The organism is Nannocystis punicea, from assembly GCF_026965555.1.
GTDB classification, from domain to species: domain Bacteria; phylum Myxococcota_A; class Polyangia; order Nannocystales; family Nannocystaceae; genus Nannocystis; species Nannocystis punicea.
Window position 1 is genome coordinate 11,711,240 of the sequence record NZ_CP114040.1, and the last position, 22,105, is coordinate 11,733,344.

The window sequence follows — 22,105 nt, forward strand, 5'->3', positions numbered from 1 at the left end:
CGTGTACACCCGAGCCATGGCGTACAAGCTGGTGACCCTTGGCGGGGACGGGACCGGACCGGAAGTGATGCGCGAAGGACTGCGCGTGCTGTCGGCGCTGTCCAAGGTCCTGGATGTCGCGTGGGAGGTCGAGGACATCCCGTGCGGCGGGCAGTTCTATCTCGAGCACGGAAGCCGCGACTGGCCGGAGGGGGCCGAGGCGCGCTGCGACGCGGCCGACCTGATCCTGCTCGGCGCGGTCGGCTGGCCGTCGCCCACCGGCCCGGGCCCGGTGCTGATGAAGGACGGCAAGATGGCGGGCTACTCGCCCGTGATCGGCAACCGGCTCCGCCTCAACCTGTTCGCCAACGTCCGCCCGGTCAAGCTGTACGAGGGCGTGCAGCACCGGATCCACGGCGCCAACAAGCTGGTGTGGCAGCCGGGCCAGGTCGACATGGTGATCATCCGCGAGAACACCGAGGGCCTGTACTCGCAGGTCGGCGGCAAGCTCGCCCCCGGCGGCACCACCGAGCTGGCGATCGACACCCGCGTGATCACGCGCCGCGCCAGCGAGCAGGTGATCCGCAAGGCCTTCGAGCTGTGCAAGAAGCGCAACAAGGGCGCGCCGAAGGACGGCAAGCTGCGCGTCACCGCGGTCGTCAAGGACAACGTCCTGCACGGCTGCCGCCTGTTCGCCGAGGTGTTCCAGCAGGTCGGCGAGGAGTACCCGCAGATCGAGAAGGACTCGGCGATCGTCGACGCCTTCACGCAGTGGCTGATCGGCCAGCCCGAGTACTACGACGTGGTCGTCACCACCAACATGTTCGGCGACATCGTCACCGACCTGGCCTCGGTGCTGCAGGGCGGCATGGGCATGGCCGTCGGCGCCAACGTCGGCCACGACCACGGCATGTTCGAGCCGATCCACGGCAGCGCGCCCAAGCACGCCGGCAAGGACAAGGTCAACCCGATCGCCATGATCCTCGCCGTCAAGGAGGGCCTCGACTGGCTCGGCGAGCGCAAGAACGACGACCGCTTGATCCGCGCCGCCGCCGCCATCGAGGCCGCGGTCGTCGACGTGCTCAGCACCGGCCACCCCCTCACCTACGACCTCGTCGGCGAGGCCAAGGCGGCCCGCTGCTCCGAGGTCGGCCAGGCCATCGCCGACCTCGCGCTGCAGAAGCTGGCGCAGGCCGCCGGCTGAGCGCGACGGGGACATGCCTCTCGGGGCATGTCCCGCTGGACATGCGAAAAGGGACATGCTCCTCGGAGCATGTCCCTTTTTGTCGGGGCCGTCGCCGCTACTCGAGGCTGGCGACGATCAGGTCCTCGGGGATGAGCCTGCTCGGCGGGCCGGAGCAGACCAGCCACAGCTGGTGGGCCGCGCGGGTGGCCGCGATGTGCATGAGGTGGCGCGACTCGACCACCTCCGGGTAGTTCTGGATCGTCGGGTCGAGGATGACGACGTAGTCGAACTCGAGGCCCTTGACCTGGCGGACGTCGGTGACGTCGATGCCGGGGGTGAAGCTGAAGTCCTGGCGGCCGACGCGGCGCAGCTTGGGCACCTCGGCGATCCGCAGGGCGTCGTGGTACACGTCGGCCTGCTGGGGGTAGCGGGTGACCAGCGCGCAGCTGGCGGTCGGCTCGCGCTGCATCAGCGCGCGCAGGGCCTCGGCCAGGAACGCGACCGCCTCGCCGGTGTCGCCGAACTGGTAGTAGCCGACCGGCGCGCCCTCGCGGGCGATCAGCGCGTCCTCCGGGCTGTGCAGCGGGCCGAGCACGAAGCGCGACAGCTCCATCACCTGGCGCGTCGAGCGGTAGGTGATCTTGAGCGGCTGGATCGCCACGTGCGGCAGGCCGGCGTCGCCGAGCAGCTGCGGCCAGTCGACGAAGCCGTTGTCGAAGATCATCTTCTGCGCCTTGTCGCCGGCGATGGTCACGCTCTGGCCGTCGGTCGCGCAGTCGAGCAGCACCCGCACCTCGATCGGCGCCAGGTCCTGGGCCTCGTCGATGACGATGTGCTCGTACTCGAAGCGCTTGCCGCCGAGGAACAGGCCGCCGTACTTGCGCTGCAGCAGGCGCAGCAGGATCGCGTCGTCCTCGGGGTCGAGGCCGACGGTGTGGTGGCCCATCCGCACGCGCGGCGGCGGCGACGCCTCGCCCTCGCCGTCCTCGCCGTCGTCGGCCTCGCCCCTGGGCGGCGCGGGCTCGGCGTCGATGCCGGGCTCGCCGCGCTCCTCGGCCTCCTCCTCGTCGCGCTCCTCCTCGGGCTCGGGTTCCTCGTCGAGCTCGGCCTTGGCGGCGCACCAGCGGACGATCGACGCGGTGTCGGCGTCGGAGAAGGCGCCGGGGGCGTACTCCCGCAGCGCGGTCCGCAGGGCCTCGCCGTCGGTCATGAGCTCGAGCCAGTCGTCGCAGACGTCGCGCAGGTCGTCGCGGATGGTCCGCAGCGCGGTCTCGGCGGCGGCGCGCGTGGCCCCGGGGATGTTCACGTCGGCCTTGATCTGGTCGAGCGTGCGCTCGGCGCGGACGACCGGCGGGAGGTCGACGTTGCGGTGCCACACCGCCAGCGCCGCGTCGGCGCCGGCGCGCTCGCCGAGCCGCTTCTTGAGCAGCTCCTCGGCCTCCTCGAGCTGCCAGCCGATGCGGTCGTCGATCATGCGCAGCACGACCGGGTGCTTCTTGAACCGGCTGACGGCGTCGGGGACCCCGTCGACGTGGCTGATGGGGATCCGCAGCTTCAGCTTGCGCAGCAGCTGGGTGCTCCACTTGCGGTAGGTCGTGACCGGCACGCCGTCGATGCCGAGCGACGGCAGCACGTGGCGGATGTACTCGACCAGGGCCTCGTTGAAGACCATGATGAGCATCTTGCCCGGCGCGAACCGGCGGCGGTCCTGATAGGCGAGGTAGGCCACGCGGTGCAGCGCCACCGTCGTCTTGCCCGAGCCGGCGCCGCCCTGGATCAGCACGATGCCCGACTCGGGCTGCGTGATCAGGTTGAACTGCTCCTTGTCGATGAGCGCCGTGATCTCCTGCAGGTGCTTGTCGGCGCGCGGCTGGTCGTCCTCGTCGTGGACGCCGAGCTGGCCCTGCGGCACGCGCACCGCGGTGCCCACCCCGCCCTCGAGCGAGGGCTTGGCGGCGCCGACAGCGTCGCGCCAGCGGCCGCGGCGGTCGCTGACGAAGGTGCCCTGAGGGGCCGACACGCGGCGCAGGCTGGCCTCCATCACCGCGACCGAGCGACGCACCATCACGGTGCCCTCGAGCGAGCGGGCGTCGAACTCCTCCTCGTACTCGTCGTCCTCCTCGTAGCGGTAGTAGAGGCGCGAGACCGGGGCGTTGCGCCAGTCGACGATCGACAGGCCGTCGCCGTCGTCGAGGAGGGTGCGCTTGCCGACCAGGACGTCGCGCTGGCGCGACGACTTGGCCTCGCGCAGGCGGAGGTGGCCGAAGTACGGGTTCTTCGGATCGACCGGGGCGTCACGGCCCTGCCCGCGGGTGCGGCTCAGGGCCGCCACCTGATGCATCTGCTCGACCAGCGAGGCCTGGTCCTCCTCCTTGGCTTCGGCCAGGGCGTCGCGCAGCTCGATGAGCTGGGCGTCGAGGTCCTCGATCTGCCCGGGCGCGTTCTGGGCCTCGCGATCGAGGCGCTCCTGGATCCGCCGCAAGATGTCGAGCTCTTCGGCGACGATCCGGCCGCCCTCGGAGGACAGCGCGTTGAGGTCGGGGTCCTGGTGCTCCTGCGACACGATCGGTGTGCATAGCAAAAGGGCCGCTAGCCGGCCAGTAGCCGAGGACGCCTCGGTGTGAGGCGACCCATACATTCGTCATTTCGCCGCGACGGGCCGCTCCGCCGCCTCTTGCGGCAAAAGGGCCGACCCCGACGCGGCCTCGGGCGACCCGCGGCGATCGGAATGCACGACAAAAAATGGCGGAGGCCGCCTCCGAAACCGGAGGCGGCCCCGCGTGCGGCTCGGCCGCTCACGGACCTCGAGGGCCCGTGTCGTCCGCTCAGGCGCGGCGGCGCCGGCGGATGAAGCCCGCCAGGCCGAAGGTGAGGAGCGAGGCGAGCAGACCGCGGGTCTGACCCTCGGTGTCGTCGACCTTGCATCCGCAACCATCGGCGCTGTCGGTGCCGGTGCCGCTGTCGGTCGCGGTGTCCGGGCTCTCGGTCTCGCCCTCGGTGTCGCCCTCGGTGGCGGTGATGTTGCCGTTCGTCGGGTTGGGGTTGCCCGTGGTCGGCTCGCTGGTGCTGCCCTGCGAGTCGCTGGTGCCCTCCGAGGTCGTCGGCGTGTCCGTGGTCGTCGGCGTGTCCGTGGTCGGCCCGGCCGAGGTCCCGGGGTTGGTGGTCTCGGTCGTGGTGCCGGGGCCGTCGGTCGTCGTCTCGGTGTCCGTCGCGCTCGCGCCGTCGGTCGTCGTCTCGGTGTCCGTCGCCGTGTCGGTGTCGGACTCCGACTCGCTGGTGGTGGAGGTGGTCTCCGGGGGCAGCGGGTCGGGCTCGTTGGTGTCGGGCTCGGGGTTGAGCGCGCAGTTGACGAAGCCGCAGCACGGGTCGAACGAGACCTGCTCGATGATGGCGGCCAGCGCCGCCTCGAGGGCCGCCTGGTTGTTGGCGTCGTAGTACATCTCGGCGTCGCCCGAGCCCCACTTCGCCATGTTGTTCAGCTTCGTCATCGACAGCGGCGTGTTGACGAGCTCGCCGAAGCCGATCACGTAGGTCGTGACGCCCGCGTTGAACATCGCCTGCAGCGGCTGCTGCACCTGCGCGTCGGTCGACTGGTAGTCGCCGTCCGTCACCAGGATGTTGATGAACTTCGTGTTGGCGTCACACGGGTACGGGAACATCGGGTTGGCACAAGCGGCCTTGTAGTCCGTGATGTTCTGCTGGACCAGCTGGAGGCCGAGGTGCGTGTACGTGCCCGAGCCGACGCACGCGTTCGGCTGCTGGTTGGCGAAGTCGCACTTCGGCATGTGGCTGAGGGTCTTGGCGTCGAAGCCCGGCGGGTCGACCATCGAGCCGTCCTTGAACGTCCACGAGATCGGCGGACCGCCCCACGGGTCGGTGCAACCCGGCGCCTCGCACGAGGTGTTCGGGTCGAGGGCCCAGTTGAAGTTGTCCTTCATGCACGGGCCGTAGTCGACGAGCAGCTTCTGCTCGCCCGGCGCCGGCTGGTTGTAGCCGAACACCGCGAGGCCGAGGTGCACCAGGTTCTCGACCTTCTGGTTGCCGAAGACCGTCTGGTCGAACAGCGAGTTGCCGCCGGCGAGCGCCTCGCGGGCCGCGTCCCAGCCGGTCTCGCCCATCATGCCGGCCTGGTTGCCGCCCATGATGTTGAGCATCGACGACGAGGCGTCGAGGAGGACCATGATGCGCGGGAGGCCGGGCGAGCAGACCGGCTGGATGACGTCGTTGATGATCGCCTGGACGACCATCTTGAGCGCGTCGATCAGCTGCTGCGGGTTGGAGGCGTCGTACGCCGTGCCGGTGCCGCCGTTCATCGCCAGCTCGTCGGCGAACATCTTGCCCATCGCCTCGCCGATGGCGACGACGTAGGTCGGGACCTGGCTGTTGTCGAACAGGTCCTTGGCGGTGAGCGACGGGTTCTGGTTGGCCGGCGCCAGCTTCTGGGTGCCCGACGGGTCGGTCCACTCGCCGTCGGTGAGCACCACGATCGCGCCCTTGCGCTGCGCCTTGTCGTTCGGGTGGTCGGCCCAGGTCTGCTGGATGTAGCCCTTGGCCTTGTCCAGCGCGCCCTTGGTCCACGTGCCGATGCCGGTGAGGCTGCCGTTGATCGGCGCGGCCACGGAGCTGATGGCGGTCTTGATCGCCTCGCCGTTACAGTGGAAGTACGCCTTGTCCGGCGCCTGCTCGTCGTAGAAGCCGACGTCGATCTTCTGACCGTCGGTGATGCCCGACGAGTCGTTGGGGATCAGCGTCCCCATCTGGCCGACGTTGGGGTCGTGGCCGAAGCGCATCAGGCCGAGCAGGACGTTGCCCTGCAGGAACCCGTTGTCGGCGTCGACCATCGCCACGATCGCGCTGACCGCCGCCTCCCAGCGGGTCTGGTTGGCGTCGAACATGGTGTTCATCGACGTCGAGTAGTCGGCGATGATCAGGAACAGCGGCTTGACGAAGGAGCACTCGTCCTCCATCACGCAGGTCGGCGCAGCGACCGCAGGCGGCGGCTCCGAACCGCCGATGAAGGCCATGCCGACGCCGGCGAGAAGACCGACCTGCACGCCGAGGCGCTTCCAACTTCCAATCAGACTGAGACGCTTCATTGCTGGTAATCCTTGTGGGGCTTAGTGACCGGTTCCGACACACCACGCGCGTGCGCGTAACGTTTCGCGGGTTTGAGACAGCGGGGGGCACGGTACGCCAGAGTCCCTGAGGGCGTCAATACACGGGATGACGGCCGTGCAACCAAGGTTGCACCGCGGTGTATGGTGCGCCTCGAGCACCGTCGAGTTCGCGATGAATCGTCAGGTTCGGTCGAGTAGTTGGACGATGATGCGTGAAGCAACGCACGCAAGCGGCAGCGCCGCGAGGTCCGAGATCACGGTCAAAAGGGCGCTAAGAGTCGCTCGTGCGCACGCCGTTCTCGTCCACGCTCATGTTGTCGGCGGCCCTGATGCTGGCGCCAGGCTGCACACGGCCGTCCGCTTCGACCACTACTCCTGTACCGGTCGAGCGAGCTGATGCGTCGCCATCCCCGACATCGGCGACGTGGACTCCCGACCGCGCCCGTCTGCAAGCGGACATCGCTGCGCTCGCGCGCGACGAGTTGCGCGGCCGCTTCACCTTGAGTCCCGAGCTCGCTCAGGCCGCGGAGTACTTGGCGCAGCGGCACCGAGAGCTCGGCCTCGAGCCGGTTGCGGGCAATTCCTTCCTGGCCGACTTTTCGATTTCCGTCGGCGTGCGCGCGAGTCAGCCTGTGAGCTTGCATCTCGTCCGCGGCGAACGGGCGACCCCGGTCGCGAGCGCCGACTTCTCGATCGCGCCGCAGACCGCCAGCGGAGAGGTGAGCGGCCCCGCGATCTTCGTCGGCTACGCGGCCGCGTCCGAGTCCACGCCCGGAGCCGACGGCGCCGAGGCCGACGCGAAGCCCTACGACGACCTCGCCGGCCTCGACCTCAAAGGAAAGATCGCCGTCGTGCTGCTCGACGCTCCGGGTCGGCCCGACACGATGACCTTCTTTCGCAGGCTTCAGCGCGAAGCGAGCGATTTCGCGGCAGCGGCGGCGCCGCTCAAGCAGAGCGGCGATCTCGCCGGCCTGCGCGCGCTGCACGAGCGGACCCGCGGGCGGGTGATCGCCATCCTGCAGCGGTTCATGCCCGAAGCTGACCTGAAGGACATGTGGCCCCTGCCCGCCGACCCGCTCGCGGTCGAGTTCGATCTGCAGGCGCTCGTCGGCCCGGTCATGCGCGAGGCCGGCAAGCGCAAGGGCCCGCAGTTCGGCATGGGCGCGGGATCGCTGCGGACCAAGGTCGAGCGCCTGGCCAAGGCCGGCGCCGTCGGGGTGGTGGCCCTGCGGGGGCCCCGGAGCTTCCTCGACGATCAGGAGCGCGAGGCGGACGCGTTCGCGCCGCTGCTGCGGGAGGACGGCGCCGTCGGCGAGCCGTTCGCTGTGCCGGTCGTGCAGATCAAGTGGAAGGCGGCCGACAAGCTGCTGCGCGTCGGCAAGGGCAAGCAGAAGATCTCCGCGGTGCAGGCCGCGATCGACACCAAGCTCGCGCCGCAATCAGGGGACATCCCTGGAGTCGAGCTCAGGCTGTCGGCGGTGGTCGAGCCGGTCCAGGTGCAGGTCCCCAACGTGCTGGCGATGGTCCCCGGCGGCGACCTGCGCGACGAGCTCGTGGTCCTCGGCGCGCACTACGACCACATCGGCGCCGTCGGCCGCGGCGAGTGCGGCGAGAGCCGCAAGGGCGACGCGGTCGACGTCGTCTGCAACGGCGCCGACGACAACGCCAGCGGCACGGCGATGCTGCTCGAGCTGGCGCGGCACTTCTCGCAGCAGCGGCCGCGGCGCACGGTGGTGTTCGCCCACTTCGCCGGCGAGGAGCTGGGCCTCCTCGGCTCCAAGGCGCTGGCGGACAAGCCGCCGTTTGCGCTCGACAAGGTCGTCGCCATGGTCAACCTCGACATGATCGGCCGACTCGGACCGAAGGGCCTGGCGATCGGCGGCATCGTCTCCTCGGACGCCTGGATGCCGCTGCTCGACAAGGTCGGCACCGCCGGCCTGTCGGTCCTCTACGAGGCCAGCGTCGCCACCCGCAGCGACCACGCCAGCTTCTACAAGAAGAACCTGCCGGTGCTGTTCTTCTTCACCGGCACCCACGCCGACTACCACCGGCCGGGCGACCACGCCGACAAGATCAACTACGACGGTCTGATGGCGATCGGCTCGCTCGTCCACGGGGTCGCGCGGGCGGTCGCCGACGGCCTCCCGGTGACCTACAAGGCCCCGCCCGAGGGCGGCGGCCTCGCCTCCGGCTTGCCCGGATCGAACCCCGACACCGTCGTCAAGCGGGTCCAGGGCACCTCGGCCCCGGTCACCGCCCCCGCCGCGGAGTGAGTGCCGTGACCTCTGCGCCGCAGCGGGTGCGCGTCGACCTCCACCCCGACGCCCTCCTCGACCCCGACGCCCTCCGCCGCGCCGGCGCCCGCGCGGCCGGCCTGCGCGAGGCCGACGTCCGCCACGTCGCCGTCGCCCACCGCTCGATCGACGCCCGCCGCGGCCGCGTCCGCGTCCACGTCGAGCTGCTCGTGCATGTCGACAAGGACATGCCTGAAGAGCCATGTTATTTGCCACATGTCCTGCCGAACATGTCCCAAGAGCCTGCCGTGGTGATCGTCGGCGCCGGGCCGGCGGGGATGTTCTGCGCCTGGGGCCTGGCGCGCGCCGGGGTGCGGGCGGTCGTGCTCGAGCGCGGGCGCGAGGTGCGGGCGCGGCGGCACGACCTCGCCGGCCTCAGCCAGCGCGGCGAGCTCGACCCCGAGAGCAACTACTGCTTCGGCGAGGGCGGCGCGGGCACCTTCTCCGACGGCAAGCTGTACACGCGGGCGACCAAGCGCGGCCCGGTCGACCTGGTCCTGCGGGCGTTCGCCGGCTACGGCGCGCCGCCGGAGGTCCTCGTCGACGCCCGCCCGCACATCGGCACCAACCGCCTGCCGCGGGTGATCACCGCCATGCGCGAGCACCTGATCGGCGCCGGCGTGGCGTTCCGCTTCGAGGCCCGCGCCGACGCCCTGGTCGTGCAGGGCGGCGCGGCCGCGGGCGTGCGCCTGCGCGGCGGCGAGGTCGTGCCGGCGCGCGCAGTGGTGGTCGCGCCCGGCCACTCGGCCCGCGACGTCCAGGCCTGGCTGCGCGCGGCCGGGGTCAAGCTGTCGTTCAAGCCGTTCGCGCTGGGCGTCCGCATCGAGCACCCGCAGGCGCTCATCGACCGCCTGCAGTTCGGCGCGCTCGCCGGCCACCCGGCCCTCGGCGCGGCCTCGTACCGCCTGGTCGAGCAGACCGCCGCCGGCGCGGCCTTCTCGTTCTGCATGTGCCCCGGCGGCTACATCGTCCCCGCGGCCACCGACCCCGGCATGCAGGTCGTCAACGGCATGAGCCCGCACAGCCGCCGCGGTCGGTTCGCCAACTCGGGCCTCGTCACCGAGGTCGGCCCGCAGCACCTCGCGGCCGCCGGCCTGTCGCCCGACGATCCGCTCGCCGGCGTCGACTACCAGGCCCGCTTCGAGGCCGCGGCCTACGTCGCCGGCGGCGGGGCCTTCGTCGCCCCGGCGCAGCGCCTGGCCGACCTGGTCGCGGGCGCCGCCTCGCGCGAGCTGCCGCCCACGAGTTATCACCGCGGCCTGCAGCCGGCCCGCCTCGACCGCTTGCTCGGCCCGCTCGCGCCGCCGCTCCAAAGCGCGCTGCAGGCCCTCGGCGCGCGCATGCCGGGCTTCCTCGGCGACGACGCGATCGCCGTGGGTGTCGAGAGCCGCACCAGCTGCCCGGTCCGCATCGATCGCGACGGCGAGACGCTCGAGTCGCCGAGCACCGAGCACCTCTACCCGTGCGGCGAGGGGGCGGGTTACGCCGGCGGCATCGTCTCCGCCGCGCTCGACGGCCTCCGCGTCGCAGTAGCGATCGCGCGCCGCCTCGGCGCGCCGCACGAGCGAATTACGAGCTGACCTTCAGGACAGGTCGCTCGCGTCTCTCGTTCGCGTGATGTTTTTCACTCCTACACCCGGCGAGGGAGGACTGTCTTCACGCCTGCGCATGCGGTTGCATGTGCGCATGCGCTCGACACGATGTCTTCCCTTGGTCCTGCTGACCGCGTGCACCGTCTATCAGGTCCCCAACGAGAGTGAGACCGACACCACCGTGGCGACCGGCGACGCCACGGGGATGACCACCACGGGCACGCCGACCGGCACCACCACCGACGAGCCCGACCCGACGACCTCGTCGACGAGCAGCACCGGCACCGGGCCCGACCCGAGCGCCGGGCCCAGCAGCGATCCGACGGTGAGCAGCGATCCGACCACCGAGGAGCCGCCCCCGGCGGACTGCGACTACCCGACGTCGATCCAGCCGATCTTCGACCAGCGGTGCAGCTGCCACCAGAGCATGATGCCGCCCAAGGGGTTGGCCCTGAACGAGGGCACGTCGTTCGCCGCCCTGGTCGGCGTCGACAGCATGGGCCAGCCGGGCACCCCCTACGTCGACCCGGGCAACTCCGCCGGCAGCTGGCTGGTCACGAAGATCAAGCCGATGCCGCCGGTCGGCCTGCAGATGCCCGAGGGCGGCATGCTGGACGCCGACCAGGTCGCCCTGATCGAGACGTGGATCGACGCCGGCGCGCCCGAGGCCGGCGCGTTCGACTGCGGCGGCGGCAGCAGCGGCGAGGCCGGCTCGGTCACGATCGACGAGCAAGGCCCGGTGAACGTGGAGATCGGCGAGATGCTCGACCTCGACGTCACTGTCCTCGACGAGTTCGGCGACCCGGTCATGGGCGCGACGGTCAAGTGGCTGTCGAGCGACGAGACGGTCCTCTACGTCGACGCCAAGGGCACCCTGCTCGGCCTCAACCCCGGCACCTCCGAGGTCACCGCCGAGGTCGAGGGCGCGGTCAGCTCGCCGCTCACCGTCTCGGTCCTCAACAACCAGGCGGTCGCCGCGGCCACCTTCACCGACGCGCTCAACACGCTCTCCACCAATTGCGGCTGCCACAAGGGCGCGATGCCCCCCGCCGGCCTGGCCTTCGACCTCGCCGCCCCCGACGTCCACGCCGCCCTGCTCGCGCCCGCGACCCAGGACGCCCAGACCAAGCGCGTCATCCCCGACCTCCCCGGCCAGAGCTACCTGTTCAAGAAGCTGACCCGCACCACGCAGACCACCGGCGAGCAGATGCCCAAGGGCAAGGCCCCGCTCGAGGCCGAGAAGGTGCAGATCCTGTTCCGCTGGATCTTCAACGGCGCGCCGGCGTGACGCGAGCAGACCTTCGGGACATGTCTCGAAAGACGTGTCCCGAACGACAGGGCGGATCGCCGCTCGAGGCGGGCCCCGGAGTCCACGGGTCGAGGCCGGCATGAGCGCCGACTTCGTCGACCTCGCCGGCGAGCGGGTACTCGCCCGCGTCACCCGCGTGGAGCACTACGGCGTCTATCTGCGACACGGAGACGCCGCGATCCTGGTCCTGATCGTGGACGTGGCGCGCGAGCCCATCGCCGATCTGCGGGCCCGGGTTCACGTCGGGGACGAGGTCGAGGTCCGGATCCTCCGGTACGTCCACCAGTACAAGCTGTTCAAGGGCAGCTTCCTGGCCTGACGGGATGACCTGTCCGCGAGGACAGCTCAGGCCGCGCCGAGCAGCGCCCCGCGCTCGGCGAGGTCGGCGAAGTAGCCGGCCATCGCCGCCAGGAACTCGTCGTCGAGCGCCACGCCGAGCTCGGCGCACGCGCCCATCAAAGCGGCTTGCAGCGGCTCGCCCGCCAGCAGGCGGCTCGTCACCGCCGCAGCGCGGGGCGTCAGCTCCAACGTCTTGACCAGGTGCTCCGTGCGGTCGCGGTAGAGGAGCAGCGCCGTCGGCTCCGGCGGCGGCGGCTCCGTCTCGGTCGCGCGGTGGACCGCCCAGCCGTAGCGGCGGAGGCGGACAGTGCCGTCGAACTGCACCGGCTGGTCGAGCGCCAGCGGCTTGCCGCTCGCGGCCTCACCTCCGGCCGGGTCGTTGCCGATCTCGGCATCGGACCACTCGTGCAGCGCCAGGTCGAGCAGGAAGTCCGGCAGCGTCGCGTCGACCGCCCACCGCGGCTGCGCCCAGACCAGGAACTCGCCCGTCACCCGCCAGAAGTACGGGGCCGACGGCGCCGCCTCGGCCACGAATTGCTCGATCTCCCGGCGCAGCCGCGGCCGGCCGAGGCGCGCCGCAGTCTTCGGCAAGAAGTCGACCACCGCCGCCCGCAGCCGGCTGTGGACCATCGTGCGGTAGATCGCCAGGCGCTCGGCCGCCGCTTCCGGCAAGCCGGCCGCCAGCTCCGGCGCCACCCCGTGGCGGGCGAAGAACCCGCGGACGTCGGCCTTCACCGCCTCGGGCGCGTCGAGCTCGATCACGCTGGCGGCGAACGCCCGGATCAGCGCCTCCTCGCTCATGCCGGGTCTCCCTGGTGCGCAGCGTGGCGGGCCAGCGCGGCCTGGTACACCGAGTCGACGCGGTCGCGCTCGGCCAGCAGCTCCTGCAGCGGCGGGATGTTCTCGTCGCGCTCGAGCAGCACCGGCAGCGCGCCTGTCCTTTCGACCACCCACGACAGCAGCGCGTCGACCTCGCTGCGGACCGGCGCGCCGTGGGTGTCGACGATCAGGTCGCGGCGCTCGTCGTCCCAGAACTCGTGGCCGGCGATGTGCAGCTGGACCACGCGGTCGAGCGGGATCTGGGCCAGCCACTCGAGCGGGTCGAAGCCGTGGTTGGCCGCGTTGACGAACACGTTGTTGACGTCGAGCAGCAGCCCGCAGTCGGCCCGCTCGAGCACCTCGACCACGAAGGCCGCCTCGTCGAGCGGCGTCGACCCGAGCGACAGGTAGTAGCTGATGTTCTCGACCAGCATCGGCCGCGCCAGCCGCTGCGACACCTCGCGCACGCGGGCCGCCACGCGCTTCGCCGACGCCGTCGTCCACGGCAGCGGCAGCAGGTCGTGCAGCATCTTGCCGTCGTGGCCGGAGAAGCACAGGTGGTCGGAGTGCCACGGCGGCGGCAGCTGCTCGAAGAACCCGTGCAGGCCGCTCAGGAAGTCGGCGTCGAGCGGGTCGAGCCCGCCGAGCGACAGCGACAGGCCGTGCGAGAGGATCGGGAAGCGCTCGGCGACGCGGGCCAGGCGGGCCGGGCGGCTGCCGCCGCGGGCCACGTAGTTGTCCGGCGAGATCTCCCAGAACGGCACGCGACCGTCGGCGGCCCCGCGATCGACCTCGGCGAGGAACGTGCTGCGCAGGCCGAGGCCGACCCCGGTGGGAACCGCGGCGCGCGCGGCGATGCCTGCTCGAAAAGACATGTCCGAAGAAACAGTATAGCAGGCCACCCGAAATGCGCCCGGCCCGGGCTCGGCGCCGCGCAGGCGGGGCCTGCGGCCGAATCCGGGCCGGTCGGGGGCGCGGGGCTCAGTTGGCAGCCGGCGGGGTCGCGGCCGCGCCGTCGGCCGGCGGGGTCTCGCCACCGGCGGCGGCGTCGCCCTCGCCTTCCTTCTTGGCGCTGCAGCTGCCGTCCTTGTTCGCGCCGCAGCTGCCGTCCTTGTTCGCGCCGCAGCTGCCGTCGGCCTTCTTCTCGCCCTCCGCGGGGACCTCGGTGCCCTCCGCGTTCTTCTTGCAGCCGGTGACGGCGAACGAGGCGGAGCCGAGGATGGCGAGGGTGGCGGCGATGTGCTTGACGTTCATGTGGAGTGCTTCCTTTTTGCTCGGGTGTGGGGGCACCCGCGAGTCGCGGATCGATCTGGCTCAGAGGCTTTCGGAGCGACCGGAGGGTCTGGCGAAAATGGCCCGACGGACGGCGGCTGCGGGGGCGGATGGGTGGATCTGCACTTCCCCCTTTATCACATCGAGGCCGAGCTTCCTATAGACAGGGCCGAGCTCGGGGAACTCGGCGCGCGGCAACCAGGACGCTGCGAGCTCGGTGAACACGGGGCTGCCGGCCCAGGCGTCGAGCTCGCGGAGGGCCGCCTCGGCGGTCCACACCCGCGGCGTCTTGGCGCAGCAGCGCAGCAAGTGGCGCATGGCGGCGTCGAGCGATCTCTCGCCGACGCCGAGCCTCAGGCTGACGTCGGCGAGCAAGGCGAGCGCCGCGCCGGACCAGTAGACGCGCTGATAACTGTGGTTGTCGTGCATCTCGCGGCTCGCTTGCGCGAGCGGCTGGCCGGCGCCGTCCTTGCGCCCGCGGCCGAACCCGTCGAGCAGCGCTTGCCAGCCGGCCGACTCGCTGCGGAAGCCGCGGCGGGTCGGCAAGATCTCCGTGTAGTAGGTGACGAAGCCCTCCGACAGCCACGCGTCGGCCTGCTGCACGAACGGCATGCCGTGGTGGAGGAACTCGTGGATCGCCACCCACTCGCCGGGGAAGGCGTGGTCGGCCGCCTCGCTCGACACGAGCAGCTGCACCGACGGTCCTCCGCCGCGCAGCGCCATCCCGAAGTATACCGGGCCGCCGCCGCCGGGGAACGGCAGCACCACCACCTGCATGCGCTCGGTCGGGAACCGCCCGTAGAGCGTCGCCACCGTCTCGGCCGCGGTCGTGATCCACTCGCTCACGCCGGCCTCGCTGAGCTTGCGCGGCTGGTCGACGATCGCCACCGAGAACGTCGCGCCCGCGGCCTCGACCGTCTGGTGGGTCAGCCCGCCGAACACCGCCTGCGACGCCCACATCAGCGAGGTCACCGGCAGGCGGTATCGATGCTCGCCGGTCGCGGGCCACGGCACCGACGCCGACACGCCCTCGGCCAGCGACAGCTCGAGCGCCACGTCGGCCTCGTAGTAGAGCGTCGCCGGGCGCCACAGCACCAGCCGCGGGTCGACCGACACCACCTCGCCGACGCGCGCGTGCAGGCGCGAACCCGAGCCCTCCAGCAGCGACTCGATCGCCACCGAGTAGCGCACGCAGGCGCCGGCGGGCAGCGGCCCGAGCACGATCGCCGCCGCCTCGCGGTCGAGCCGCGCCGAGCCGCCGTCGGCCGCCACCTCCGACACCGCCGCCACCGCCTCCGCGTCGTCCTCGTCGATCTTGAGGCGCCGCGGCGCGCCGTCGGGGAAGCAGACCTCGACGCGCAGACGGTCGAGCGCCGCCGGCACCTCGACGCGGTAGCGCCAGCGCAGCGCCCCGTCCTGCCCGCGCGCGGACCCGTGGGCGCAGCCCGCGAGCCCCAGCAGGGTCGCCAGCGCGGCCCTCGCCCGCGCACGCAGTCGGCGCTGGAACACCGCCCCATGGTAGCCTGAGGGCCCATGCGGGTCACATCCCCCGTCGCCCTCAAGGAGTGGGCAGCCCTGTGCGCCGGCCTCGACGCCGGCGAACAGAGCGTCCTGGTGCGCAAGGGCGGGATCCGCGAGCCCCGCGCGGCCGTCGGCCAGGCCCCGACCTTCAGCCTCGAGCACCGCGGCTTCTGGCTGCTCCCCACCTGGTTCCACGCGCGCGAGCCCGGGCGCGACCGCGACCTCGCCCCGGCCGCGCGCGCACGCCTGCCGCAGGTCCTGGCCGACGCCCCGCCACCCGGCCGCCTGCACTTCCGCCTGTGGGCCGAGGTCGACGCCGCCGTCGAGGTCCGCGACCTCGCGCGCCTCGATCGTCTCGGCGACGCCCACGGCCTCGGCCGCGAGTGCGTCGCCGACCGCTTCGCCTACCGCAAGCCTGGCCTTTGGGTCCTGTTCCTTCGGACCTATCGCTCGGGACAGCTGCTCGACCTGCCCGACCGGGCCGAGTACGCCGGCTGTCACTCGTGGGTCGACCTCGCGGAGGAGCTCGCGGGCGCCGTCGAGCCGGTGTTGACCGACCGCGAGCACGGGGCGCGCGTGGCGGAGCTGCGGTCCGCGCTGGGGGACGGATGACAGACCCATCCACGACGTGGCGCGGCCGGGCGGCGGCGATCCTGATCGTCCTCACGGTCATCAACTTCCTCAACTACATCGACCAGATGCTGCTCAGCAGCGTGCTCGAGCAGATCAAGCTCGAGTTCACCCTGAGCGACACCGCGGGCGGCCTGCTCGGCAGCCTGTTCGTCATCACCTACACGATCGCCGCGCCGCTCGGGTACCTCGGCGACCGCTTCAAGCGCAAGAACATCATCGCCGGCGGCGTCGCCCTGTGGAGCGTCGCCACTCTGGCCGCCGCGTTCGCGCGCAGCTACGAGGAGCTGCTGGTCTGTCGCGCCCTGCTCGGCATCGGCGAGGCCGCCTACGCGACCACCGCCCCGTCGATCATCGCCGACCTCTACGGCCCCGACGAGCGCAGCCGCAAGCTCGCGCTGTTCTACGTCGCCACCCCGGTCGGCTCGGCGCTGGGCTTCATCCTCGGCGGCCTTATCGGCGAGCACTTCGGCTGGCGCGCAGTGTTTTTGGTCGGCGGTCTGCCGGGGCTCGTGTTCGCCGCGCTGGCCGCGAGGATCGTCGAGCCGGAGCGCGGGCGGCTCGACCCGGCGAGCACGCGGACCGAGGGCACCTTCTTCGGCGCGCTGGGGCGGATCGTCCGCACCCCGGCGTGGGGGATCAACACCGTCGGCCTGGCGATGATGACCTTCACCGTCGGCGGCCTGTCGCTGTGGATGCCGACCTACCTCGAGCGCGTGCACGGCATGAGCACCGGCGCCGCGGGCCCGGTGTTCGGCGCGGTCACCGTCCTCGCCGGCCTGTGCGGGACCCTCCTCGGCGGCAGCCTCGGCGACCGTCTGCAGGCCCGTTCCGCGGGCGGCTACTTCTGGTTGAGCGGCGTGGGGCTGGTGCTGAGCGCGCCGCTGATCGTCCTGCTCACCAGGATGGACGACCTCGTCGCGCTGTTCGTGGTCGCCTTCTTCGCCGAGCTGCTGCTGTTCCTCAACACCGGCCCGCTGAACGCCGCGCTGGTCGGGTGCGTGCCGGCGTGGCTGCGCGGCACCGCGTTCGCGGTCAACATCTTCTGCATTCACGCGTTCGGCGACGCGTTGTCGCGCACCTTGATCGGCTACGTCAGCGACCGGGCCAAGGCCGCCTACCTCGCCGGTCAGGTGCCGACCGAGTCCGCCGTGCGGGCGGCGGAGGCGGCGGGCCTCAACCTCGCGATCGCCACCACCGCGATTCCCGTGCTGCTCGGGGGATTGGTCCTCCTGTGGGGCGCGCGCCGGATCGCCCGCGCCCCCGAGGGGCTGATGACCTACGCGGGCGGCCCGCATCGGCACCGTTGAGGACGGGCGTCCCGGTGGACGCGCCCCCGTCGGCTCTCGTATCGTGTCGGCAATTCTGCGCGCCCATCGCCGGGCGCCTTCGCTTAGGAGCTCCTTCCGATGATCACCCGCAACGCCGCGGCCCTGCTGTTCTCCTGCATCGCGCTGGCCGGCTGCACCTTCGACGGCACCGGCTTCGGCGAGCAGCCCCCGACGACCCAGGCGGACACCGAGACCACCACGGGCACGTCGACGTCCACCACCACGATGGACGTCACCACCGAGCCGACGACCACCGTCGACCCCGGCGACCTGTGCGGCAACTATCAGCTGGACGACGGCGAGGAGTGCGACCAGGGCCCGAAGGGCAACGGCGTGTGCGCGCCGACCTGCGTGTACAACGTCTGCGGCGACGGCTACGTCGGCGCCGGCGAGTCCTGCGACGACCAGACCGAGGGCTGCGTCAATTGCAAGCTGGCCTCGTGCAGCAACGGCACGATCGACACCGGCGAGGAGTGCGACGACGGCAACCTCGACGAGACCGACGCCTGCCTCACCACCTGCAAGAACGCGACCTGCGGCGACAGCTTCGTCCAGAACGGGGTCGAGGCCTGCGACGACGGCAACGACCTCGACACCGACGCCTGCGTCGCCGGCTGCAAGATGGCGAGCTGCGGCGACGGCCTGAAGTGGGAGGGCAACGAGTTCTGCGACGACGGCAACCAGGTCGACAACGACGAGTGCCCCAACAGCTGCGGCCCGCCCGGCTGCGGCGACGGCATCGTCTCGCCCGGCGAAGAGTGCGACGACGGCAACGTGGTCAACGAGGACGGCTGCACCAACGGGTGCAAGAACCCGGTGTGCGGCGACAGCATCGAACAGGCCGGCGAGGAGTGCGACAACGGCGTGACCCAGAACGCCGACAACGCCGCCTGCACGCTCATGTGCAAGGACGCCGTGTGCGGCGACACCAAGGTCCACATGGGCGTCGAGCAGTGCGACGACGGCAACATGGTCGACGAGGACGGCTGCACCAACATGTGCAAGAACCCGGCCTGCGGCGACGGCATCAAGAACGGCACGGAGGAGTGCGACGACGCCAACACGGACGAGAACGACGCCTGCCTCAACGACTGCAAGAGCAACGTCTGCGGCGACGGCAAGGTCAACACGGGCGTCGAGGAGTGCGACGACGCCAACATGGTCGAGTCCGACGACTGCCTCAACGACTGCAAGCTGGCCACCTGCGGCGACGGCATCCTCCACGTCGGCGAGGAGGAGTGCGACCACGGCACCCACAACGACAACAACGACGGCAAGGGCGTGTGCAACGACGACTGCAGCCGCAGCGCCTACCTCGTGTTCGTCAGCTCGAAGCTCTACATCCCCGGCAACACCGACTTCGACTCGATCGAGGCCGCCAACGCCCGCTGCGGCGAGCTCGCCGCCAGCGACATGGGCTGGCTCAAGATCAAGGGCGGCAACTGGAAGGCCTGGCTCGCCGACGGCGCCGTCGGCCCCGGCAACAACTTCCATAAGAGCTCGTCCCCCTACTACACCCTCAAGGACACCACCACCCACAAGATCGCCGACAGCTGGACCGATCTGACCGACCAGGACATCCTCACCGGCATCGACATCACCGACACCAACCAGGAGCTCCTCGGCGGCCAGGACTGCGACGGCCAGCACGTGGTCTGGACCGGCGTCCACGGCAACAACTCGTTCGCCGAGGACTGCGACCAGTGGGACGCGAACGACATGGGCACGATCGGCCGCGCCGGCAGCGTCAAGCGCGACGACGGCGGCTGGACCGACGCGTGCGACGTCACCTGCGACAAGTCGGCGCGCATCTACTGCTTCGAGCAGCCCTGACGACGCCTCGCGCGCGCCCCGGGGCCGCAGCGCAGCGGGTCGACCTCGACGCCGCCGGCCGGATGTCCCTCGCAACATGTCCTTGAAGCCAGAAATGAACCGGTCCGCCGCGGGCCGCCCTGATGTCCTCCGGAACATGCCCTCGAGGACATCCGGCGGCCGGCGCGGCCTCGCGCGCCGTCTCGCCGCCCTGGCGCTCGCGTTCGCCGGCTGCTTCTCCGACCTCGGCCCCGGCGACGGCCCGCAGGTCCAGACCGACCCCGCCGACCCGACCACCACGACCACCGACGCGGTGACCACCGGCCCGGTGTCGGTGTGCGGCGACGGCCTGGTGCAGCCGGGCGAGCAGTGCGACGACGGCCCGCTCAACGGCGACTGGGCGATCTGCAAGACCGACTGCACCGTCTCGTCGTGCGGCGACGGCTTCCGCGGCCCGACCGAGGCGTGCGACGGCGGCGACCAATGCCTCGCCGACTGCACCGCCGCGCGCTGCGGCGACGGCCTCGTCAACGGCGACGACGAGCAGTGCGACGACGGCGACCTCGACGACACCGACGAGTGCGCCCACACCTGCCGCACCACCGGCTGCGGCGACGGCGTGCTGCAGGACGGCGAGGCCTGCGACTACGGCCCCCTGAACGCCGACGCCGGCGCGTGCACCTCCACGTGCACCCTCGCCGCTTGCGGCGACGGCTTCGTCGGCCCCGGCGAGGCGTGCGAGCCGGGCAACGCCGACCCGCCGTGCGACGTCAGCTGCGCCCTCGCCAGCTGCGTCGCCAACATCGACCCCGAGCCCGGCGAGGAGTGCCAGGTCGCCGACGAGGGCTGCACCGATCGTTGCCTGCTCAACGTCTGCGGCGACGGCGTCCCCGCGCTCAGCGAGATGTGTGACGACGGCAACCCCGTCACCGGCGACGGCTGCACGCCCGACTGCCAGCTCGAGGTGTGCGGCGACGGCCTGCTCGTCGCCGGCGAGGCCTGCGACGACGGCAACCAGATCGCGGGCGACGGCTGCTCGCCGGCCTGCGAGCGCGACGCCTACTTCGTGTTCGTCACCGCCGAGACCTTCTCCGGTGCCCTCGGCAACATCGCCGCCGCCGACGCCCGCTGCCAGGACTCGGCCGCCGCTGCCGGGCTGGCCGGCACCTACCGCGCCTGGCTGACCTTCCCCGGCGATCCACCCGCCGCGAGCTTCGACCGCCACGACGCGCCCTACGTCCTGCCCGGCTCGCTCGCCGTGGTCGCCGACGGCTGGCCCGGCCTCGTCAGCGGCACCCTCGCCCACGCCATCGATCGCACCGCCGACGGCGAGGAGCTCACCGGCGACGTCGCCTGCGACGACGCCGGGAACCTCGCCTGGACCCACACCCGCGCCACCGGCAGCCCCTTCCCCGGCGAACCGTGCAGCGGCTGGCTCCTCGGCAGCGGCACCGCGGTCGCCGGCCTCGTCCACGCCACCAACCTCGGCTGGACCGAGGGCTGCCCCGACGTCGACTGCGCCCAGAAGCTCCGCCTCTATTGCGTCGAGCAGTAGCGCCCGAGCTCCGCCTCAGAACACGATCTCGTCATACGCCTGGGTGCACGTGGGCGGGCATCCCTCGCCGTTCGGCTGTTCCACCGCGAATTCCGGGGTCAGGACGACATCCGCGAGCAACACGTCCTCGTGCCACACCTTCACCCCGACCTTCGAGATGTCGGTCGAGTACACCGAGAACGCGGGGAAGGACTGCTCCTCGTCCGGGAGCGCGCATCCACTCTCATCCAGGAAGACGATCTGCTCGGGATCGCAAGCGCTGGAGGCCGTCTCGCACGACGGGTCGAGCGGCAAGCTGCCCTCGCAGGTCACGACCTGACCGTCGATGTCGATGCTGAATCGATAGTCCCCCTGCGCCCACGCCGAGCCCGAGGTGAAGCTCACCGTATACCCCGAACGGCACGCCCCTTCGCCGCATCCCCGCTCGCAGCCCGAGCTCTCGTGGAGCAGCAGCGAACATACGAGCCCGGCGACCGCGTGCCTGTACTTCATGGGTTTCACCATACCACGCCGGCGACCAGGAAGCGCCGTGACCCTTCCGCCGACCTCGTCTGCTCCATGAGCGGCCACCGATCGCGCCGCGCATCGAACCTCGCCGCTCACCCGCCCCGCCCGAGCCGCCGCGACAGCTTCGAGCGGAGGAAGCGGACGCCCATGCGCACCAGCCCGCCGACCGTCAGCGGCGCCAATGTCAACAGCCCCTCGCCGCGATCGTAGCCGGGGTTCTCGCGCAGGAAGAACCGCACCGCCGGGTTGCGGTGCTCCTGCCAGTGGCGGCGCTCCTCCGCGGTCACGCGGGTGGTCCAGCCGATCGCGCGCACCAGCGGCCGGGCCGGGTCGACCTCGCGCAGCCCGAAGTCTCGGCTCAGCGACGCCAACAGCTCCGCCTCCGCCGCCGGCGTCACGGGCGTCTGCGGGCTCGGCCACACCCGATCGGCGAACCGCGTCAATTGTGCATAGGACGACGGGTGCACCAGCGCGCCGAGGTAGTACATCGGCCGCGTCGGATACCGCAGCTTGTAGCGCAGCGCCACCCCCAGCGCGAACGTGGCGATCACGTTCTTGCCGCGCGCCTCGCTGCGGAACCCGACCTCGCCGCGGCACACCGCGACCGGCCGGCCGCGGAACGTGTGCTCGTAGACGTGGGCCACGAAGTAGCCGATCGGCCGCCCCGCCGCGTCGCGGTAGACCCGCAACGCGCTCTCGCGGGCCCGGCTCTGGAACACGTAGCGGTCGAACGCCTCGAGGTCGACGCCGGCGAAGATCTCACTGTGCAGTCCATACAATTCGCGGGCGATCCGCGACCGCTCCGCGGGAGACAGGGACTTCAAGTCGATCGTCGTTTCCAT

The 22,105-nt window shown here is 71.4% G+C and carries 17 protein-coding genes; 9 read left to right on the forward strand and 8 right to left on the reverse strand.

The window, feature by feature from the left end; all coding sequences use genetic code 11:
- Window positions 1-16 precede the first annotated feature (16 nt).
- On the forward strand, window positions 17-1,183 hold the full coding sequence (locus O0S08_RS44930) for an isocitrate/isopropylmalate dehydrogenase family protein (protein WP_269035672.1): 1,167 nt from the start codon (window positions 17-19) through the stop codon (window positions 1,181-1,183).
- Window positions 1,184-1,280: 97 nt separating this feature from the next.
- On the opposite strand, the gene O0S08_RS44935 is transcribed toward O0S08_RS44930, so the two are convergent.
- Window positions 1,281-3,728, reverse strand: coding sequence for a UvrD-helicase domain-containing protein (locus O0S08_RS44935; RefSeq protein ID WP_269035674.1), 2,448 nt, complete (start codon window positions 3,726-3,728; stop codon window positions 1,281-1,283).
- Window positions 3,729-3,990: 262 nt separating this feature from the next.
- Window positions 3,991-6,261: an MYXO-CTERM sorting domain-containing protein gene (locus tag O0S08_RS44940; protein WP_269035675.1), complete on the reverse strand. Its 2,271-nt coding sequence runs from the start codon at window positions 6,259-6,261 to the stop codon at window positions 3,991-3,993.
- A 659-nt stretch (window positions 6,262-6,920) separates the two neighbouring features.
- Here O0S08_RS44940 and O0S08_RS44945 point away from each other — a divergent pair.
- The 4 genes from O0S08_RS44945 to O0S08_RS44960 all read left to right on the forward strand — a co-directional run bounded on the left by O0S08_RS44945 (window position 6,921) and on the right by O0S08_RS44960 (window position 11,796).
- Window positions 6,921-8,555 carry a M20/M25/M40 family metallo-hydrolase gene (locus tag O0S08_RS44945; protein ID WP_269035676.1) on the forward strand — a complete coding sequence of 545 codons (1,635 nt, stop codon included), beginning with the start codon at window positions 6,921-6,923 and terminating at the stop codon, window positions 8,553-8,555.
- A gap of 5 nt (window positions 8,556-8,560) precedes the next feature.
- Window positions 8,561-10,156, forward strand: a complete 1,596-nt coding sequence (locus O0S08_RS44950; RefSeq protein ID WP_269035677.1) for an NAD(P)/FAD-dependent oxidoreductase — start codon at window positions 8,561-8,563, stop codon at window positions 10,154-10,156.
- Window positions 10,157-10,286: 130 nt separating this feature from the next.
- Window positions 10,287-11,456 (forward strand): Ig-like domain-containing protein, encoded by a 1,170-nt coding sequence (locus O0S08_RS44955; RefSeq protein WP_269035678.1) that lies wholly within the window; start codon window positions 10,287-10,289, stop codon window positions 11,454-11,456.
- 100 nt (window positions 11,457-11,556) lie between these two features.
- On the forward strand, window positions 11,557-11,796 hold the full coding sequence (locus O0S08_RS44960; protein WP_269035679.1) for a S1 RNA-binding domain-containing protein: 240 nt from the start codon (window positions 11,557-11,559) through the stop codon (window positions 11,794-11,796).
- Window positions 11,797-11,822: 26 nt separating this feature from the next.
- Here O0S08_RS44960 and O0S08_RS44965 read toward each other — a convergent pair whose 3' ends face one another.
- From O0S08_RS44965 to O0S08_RS44980, 4 genes are all read right to left on the reverse strand, one after another.
- The gene (locus tag O0S08_RS44965; RefSeq protein WP_269035680.1) at window positions 11,823-12,617 is read right to left on the reverse strand and encodes an HvfC family peptide modification chaperone; all 795 of its coding nucleotides are present in this window, start codon (window positions 12,615-12,617) and stop codon (window positions 11,823-11,825) included.
- On the reverse strand, window positions 12,614-13,510 hold the full coding sequence (locus O0S08_RS44970; RefSeq protein ID WP_269035681.1) for an MbnB/TglH/ChrH family RiPP precursor modification enzyme: 897 nt from the start codon (window positions 13,508-13,510) through the stop codon (window positions 12,614-12,616). The genes O0S08_RS44965 and O0S08_RS44970 overlap by 4 nt, the downstream gene beginning before the upstream one ends.
- 106 nt (window positions 13,511-13,616) lie before the next feature.
- Complete coding sequence (locus O0S08_RS44975; protein WP_269035682.1) at window positions 13,617-13,889, reverse strand: hypothetical protein; 273 nt, start codon at window positions 13,887-13,889, stop codon at window positions 13,617-13,619.
- A gap of 60 nt (window positions 13,890-13,949) precedes the next feature.
- Window positions 13,950-15,416, reverse strand: coding sequence for a gluzincin family metallopeptidase (locus O0S08_RS44980; RefSeq protein ID WP_269035683.1), 1,467 nt, complete (start codon window positions 15,414-15,416; stop codon window positions 13,950-13,952).
- Window positions 15,417-15,440: 24 nt separating this feature from the next.
- Between O0S08_RS44980 and O0S08_RS44985 the strand changes: the two genes are divergently transcribed.
- From O0S08_RS44985 to O0S08_RS45000, 4 genes are all read left to right on the forward strand, one after another.
- Window positions 15,441-16,040 carry a DUF1802 family protein gene (locus O0S08_RS44985; RefSeq protein WP_269035684.1) on the forward strand — a complete coding sequence of 200 codons (600 nt, stop codon included), beginning with the start codon at window positions 15,441-15,443 and terminating at the stop codon, window positions 16,038-16,040.
- The gene (locus O0S08_RS44990) at window positions 16,037-17,368 is read left to right on the forward strand and encodes a spinster family MFS transporter (RefSeq protein ID WP_269035685.1); all 1,332 of its coding nucleotides are present in this window, start codon (window positions 16,037-16,039) and stop codon (window positions 17,366-17,368) included. The genes O0S08_RS44985 and O0S08_RS44990 overlap by 4 nt, the downstream gene beginning before the upstream one ends.
- A gap of 99 nt (window positions 17,369-17,467) precedes the next feature.
- Window positions 17,468-19,222 (forward strand): DUF4215 domain-containing protein, encoded by a 1,755-nt coding sequence (locus O0S08_RS44995; protein WP_269035686.1) that lies wholly within the window; start codon window positions 17,468-17,470, stop codon window positions 19,220-19,222.
- 136 nt (window positions 19,223-19,358) lie between these two features.
- A complete protein-coding gene (locus O0S08_RS45000; RefSeq protein ID WP_269035687.1) occupies window positions 19,359-20,756 on the forward strand; it encodes a DUF4215 domain-containing protein in 1,398 nt (465 codons plus the stop codon).
- A gap of 15 nt (window positions 20,757-20,771) precedes the next feature.
- On the opposite strand, the gene O0S08_RS45005 is transcribed toward O0S08_RS45000, so the two are convergent.
- Together O0S08_RS45005 and O0S08_RS45010 are read right to left on the reverse strand one after the other, a co-directional pair.
- Window positions 20,772-21,248, reverse strand: coding sequence for a hypothetical protein (locus tag O0S08_RS45005; protein WP_269035688.1), 477 nt, complete (start codon window positions 21,246-21,248; stop codon window positions 20,772-20,774).
- A 107-nt stretch (window positions 21,249-21,355) separates the two neighbouring features.
- A complete protein-coding gene (locus O0S08_RS45010) occupies window positions 21,356-22,105 on the reverse strand; it encodes a hypothetical protein (protein ID WP_269035689.1) in 750 nt (249 codons plus the stop codon).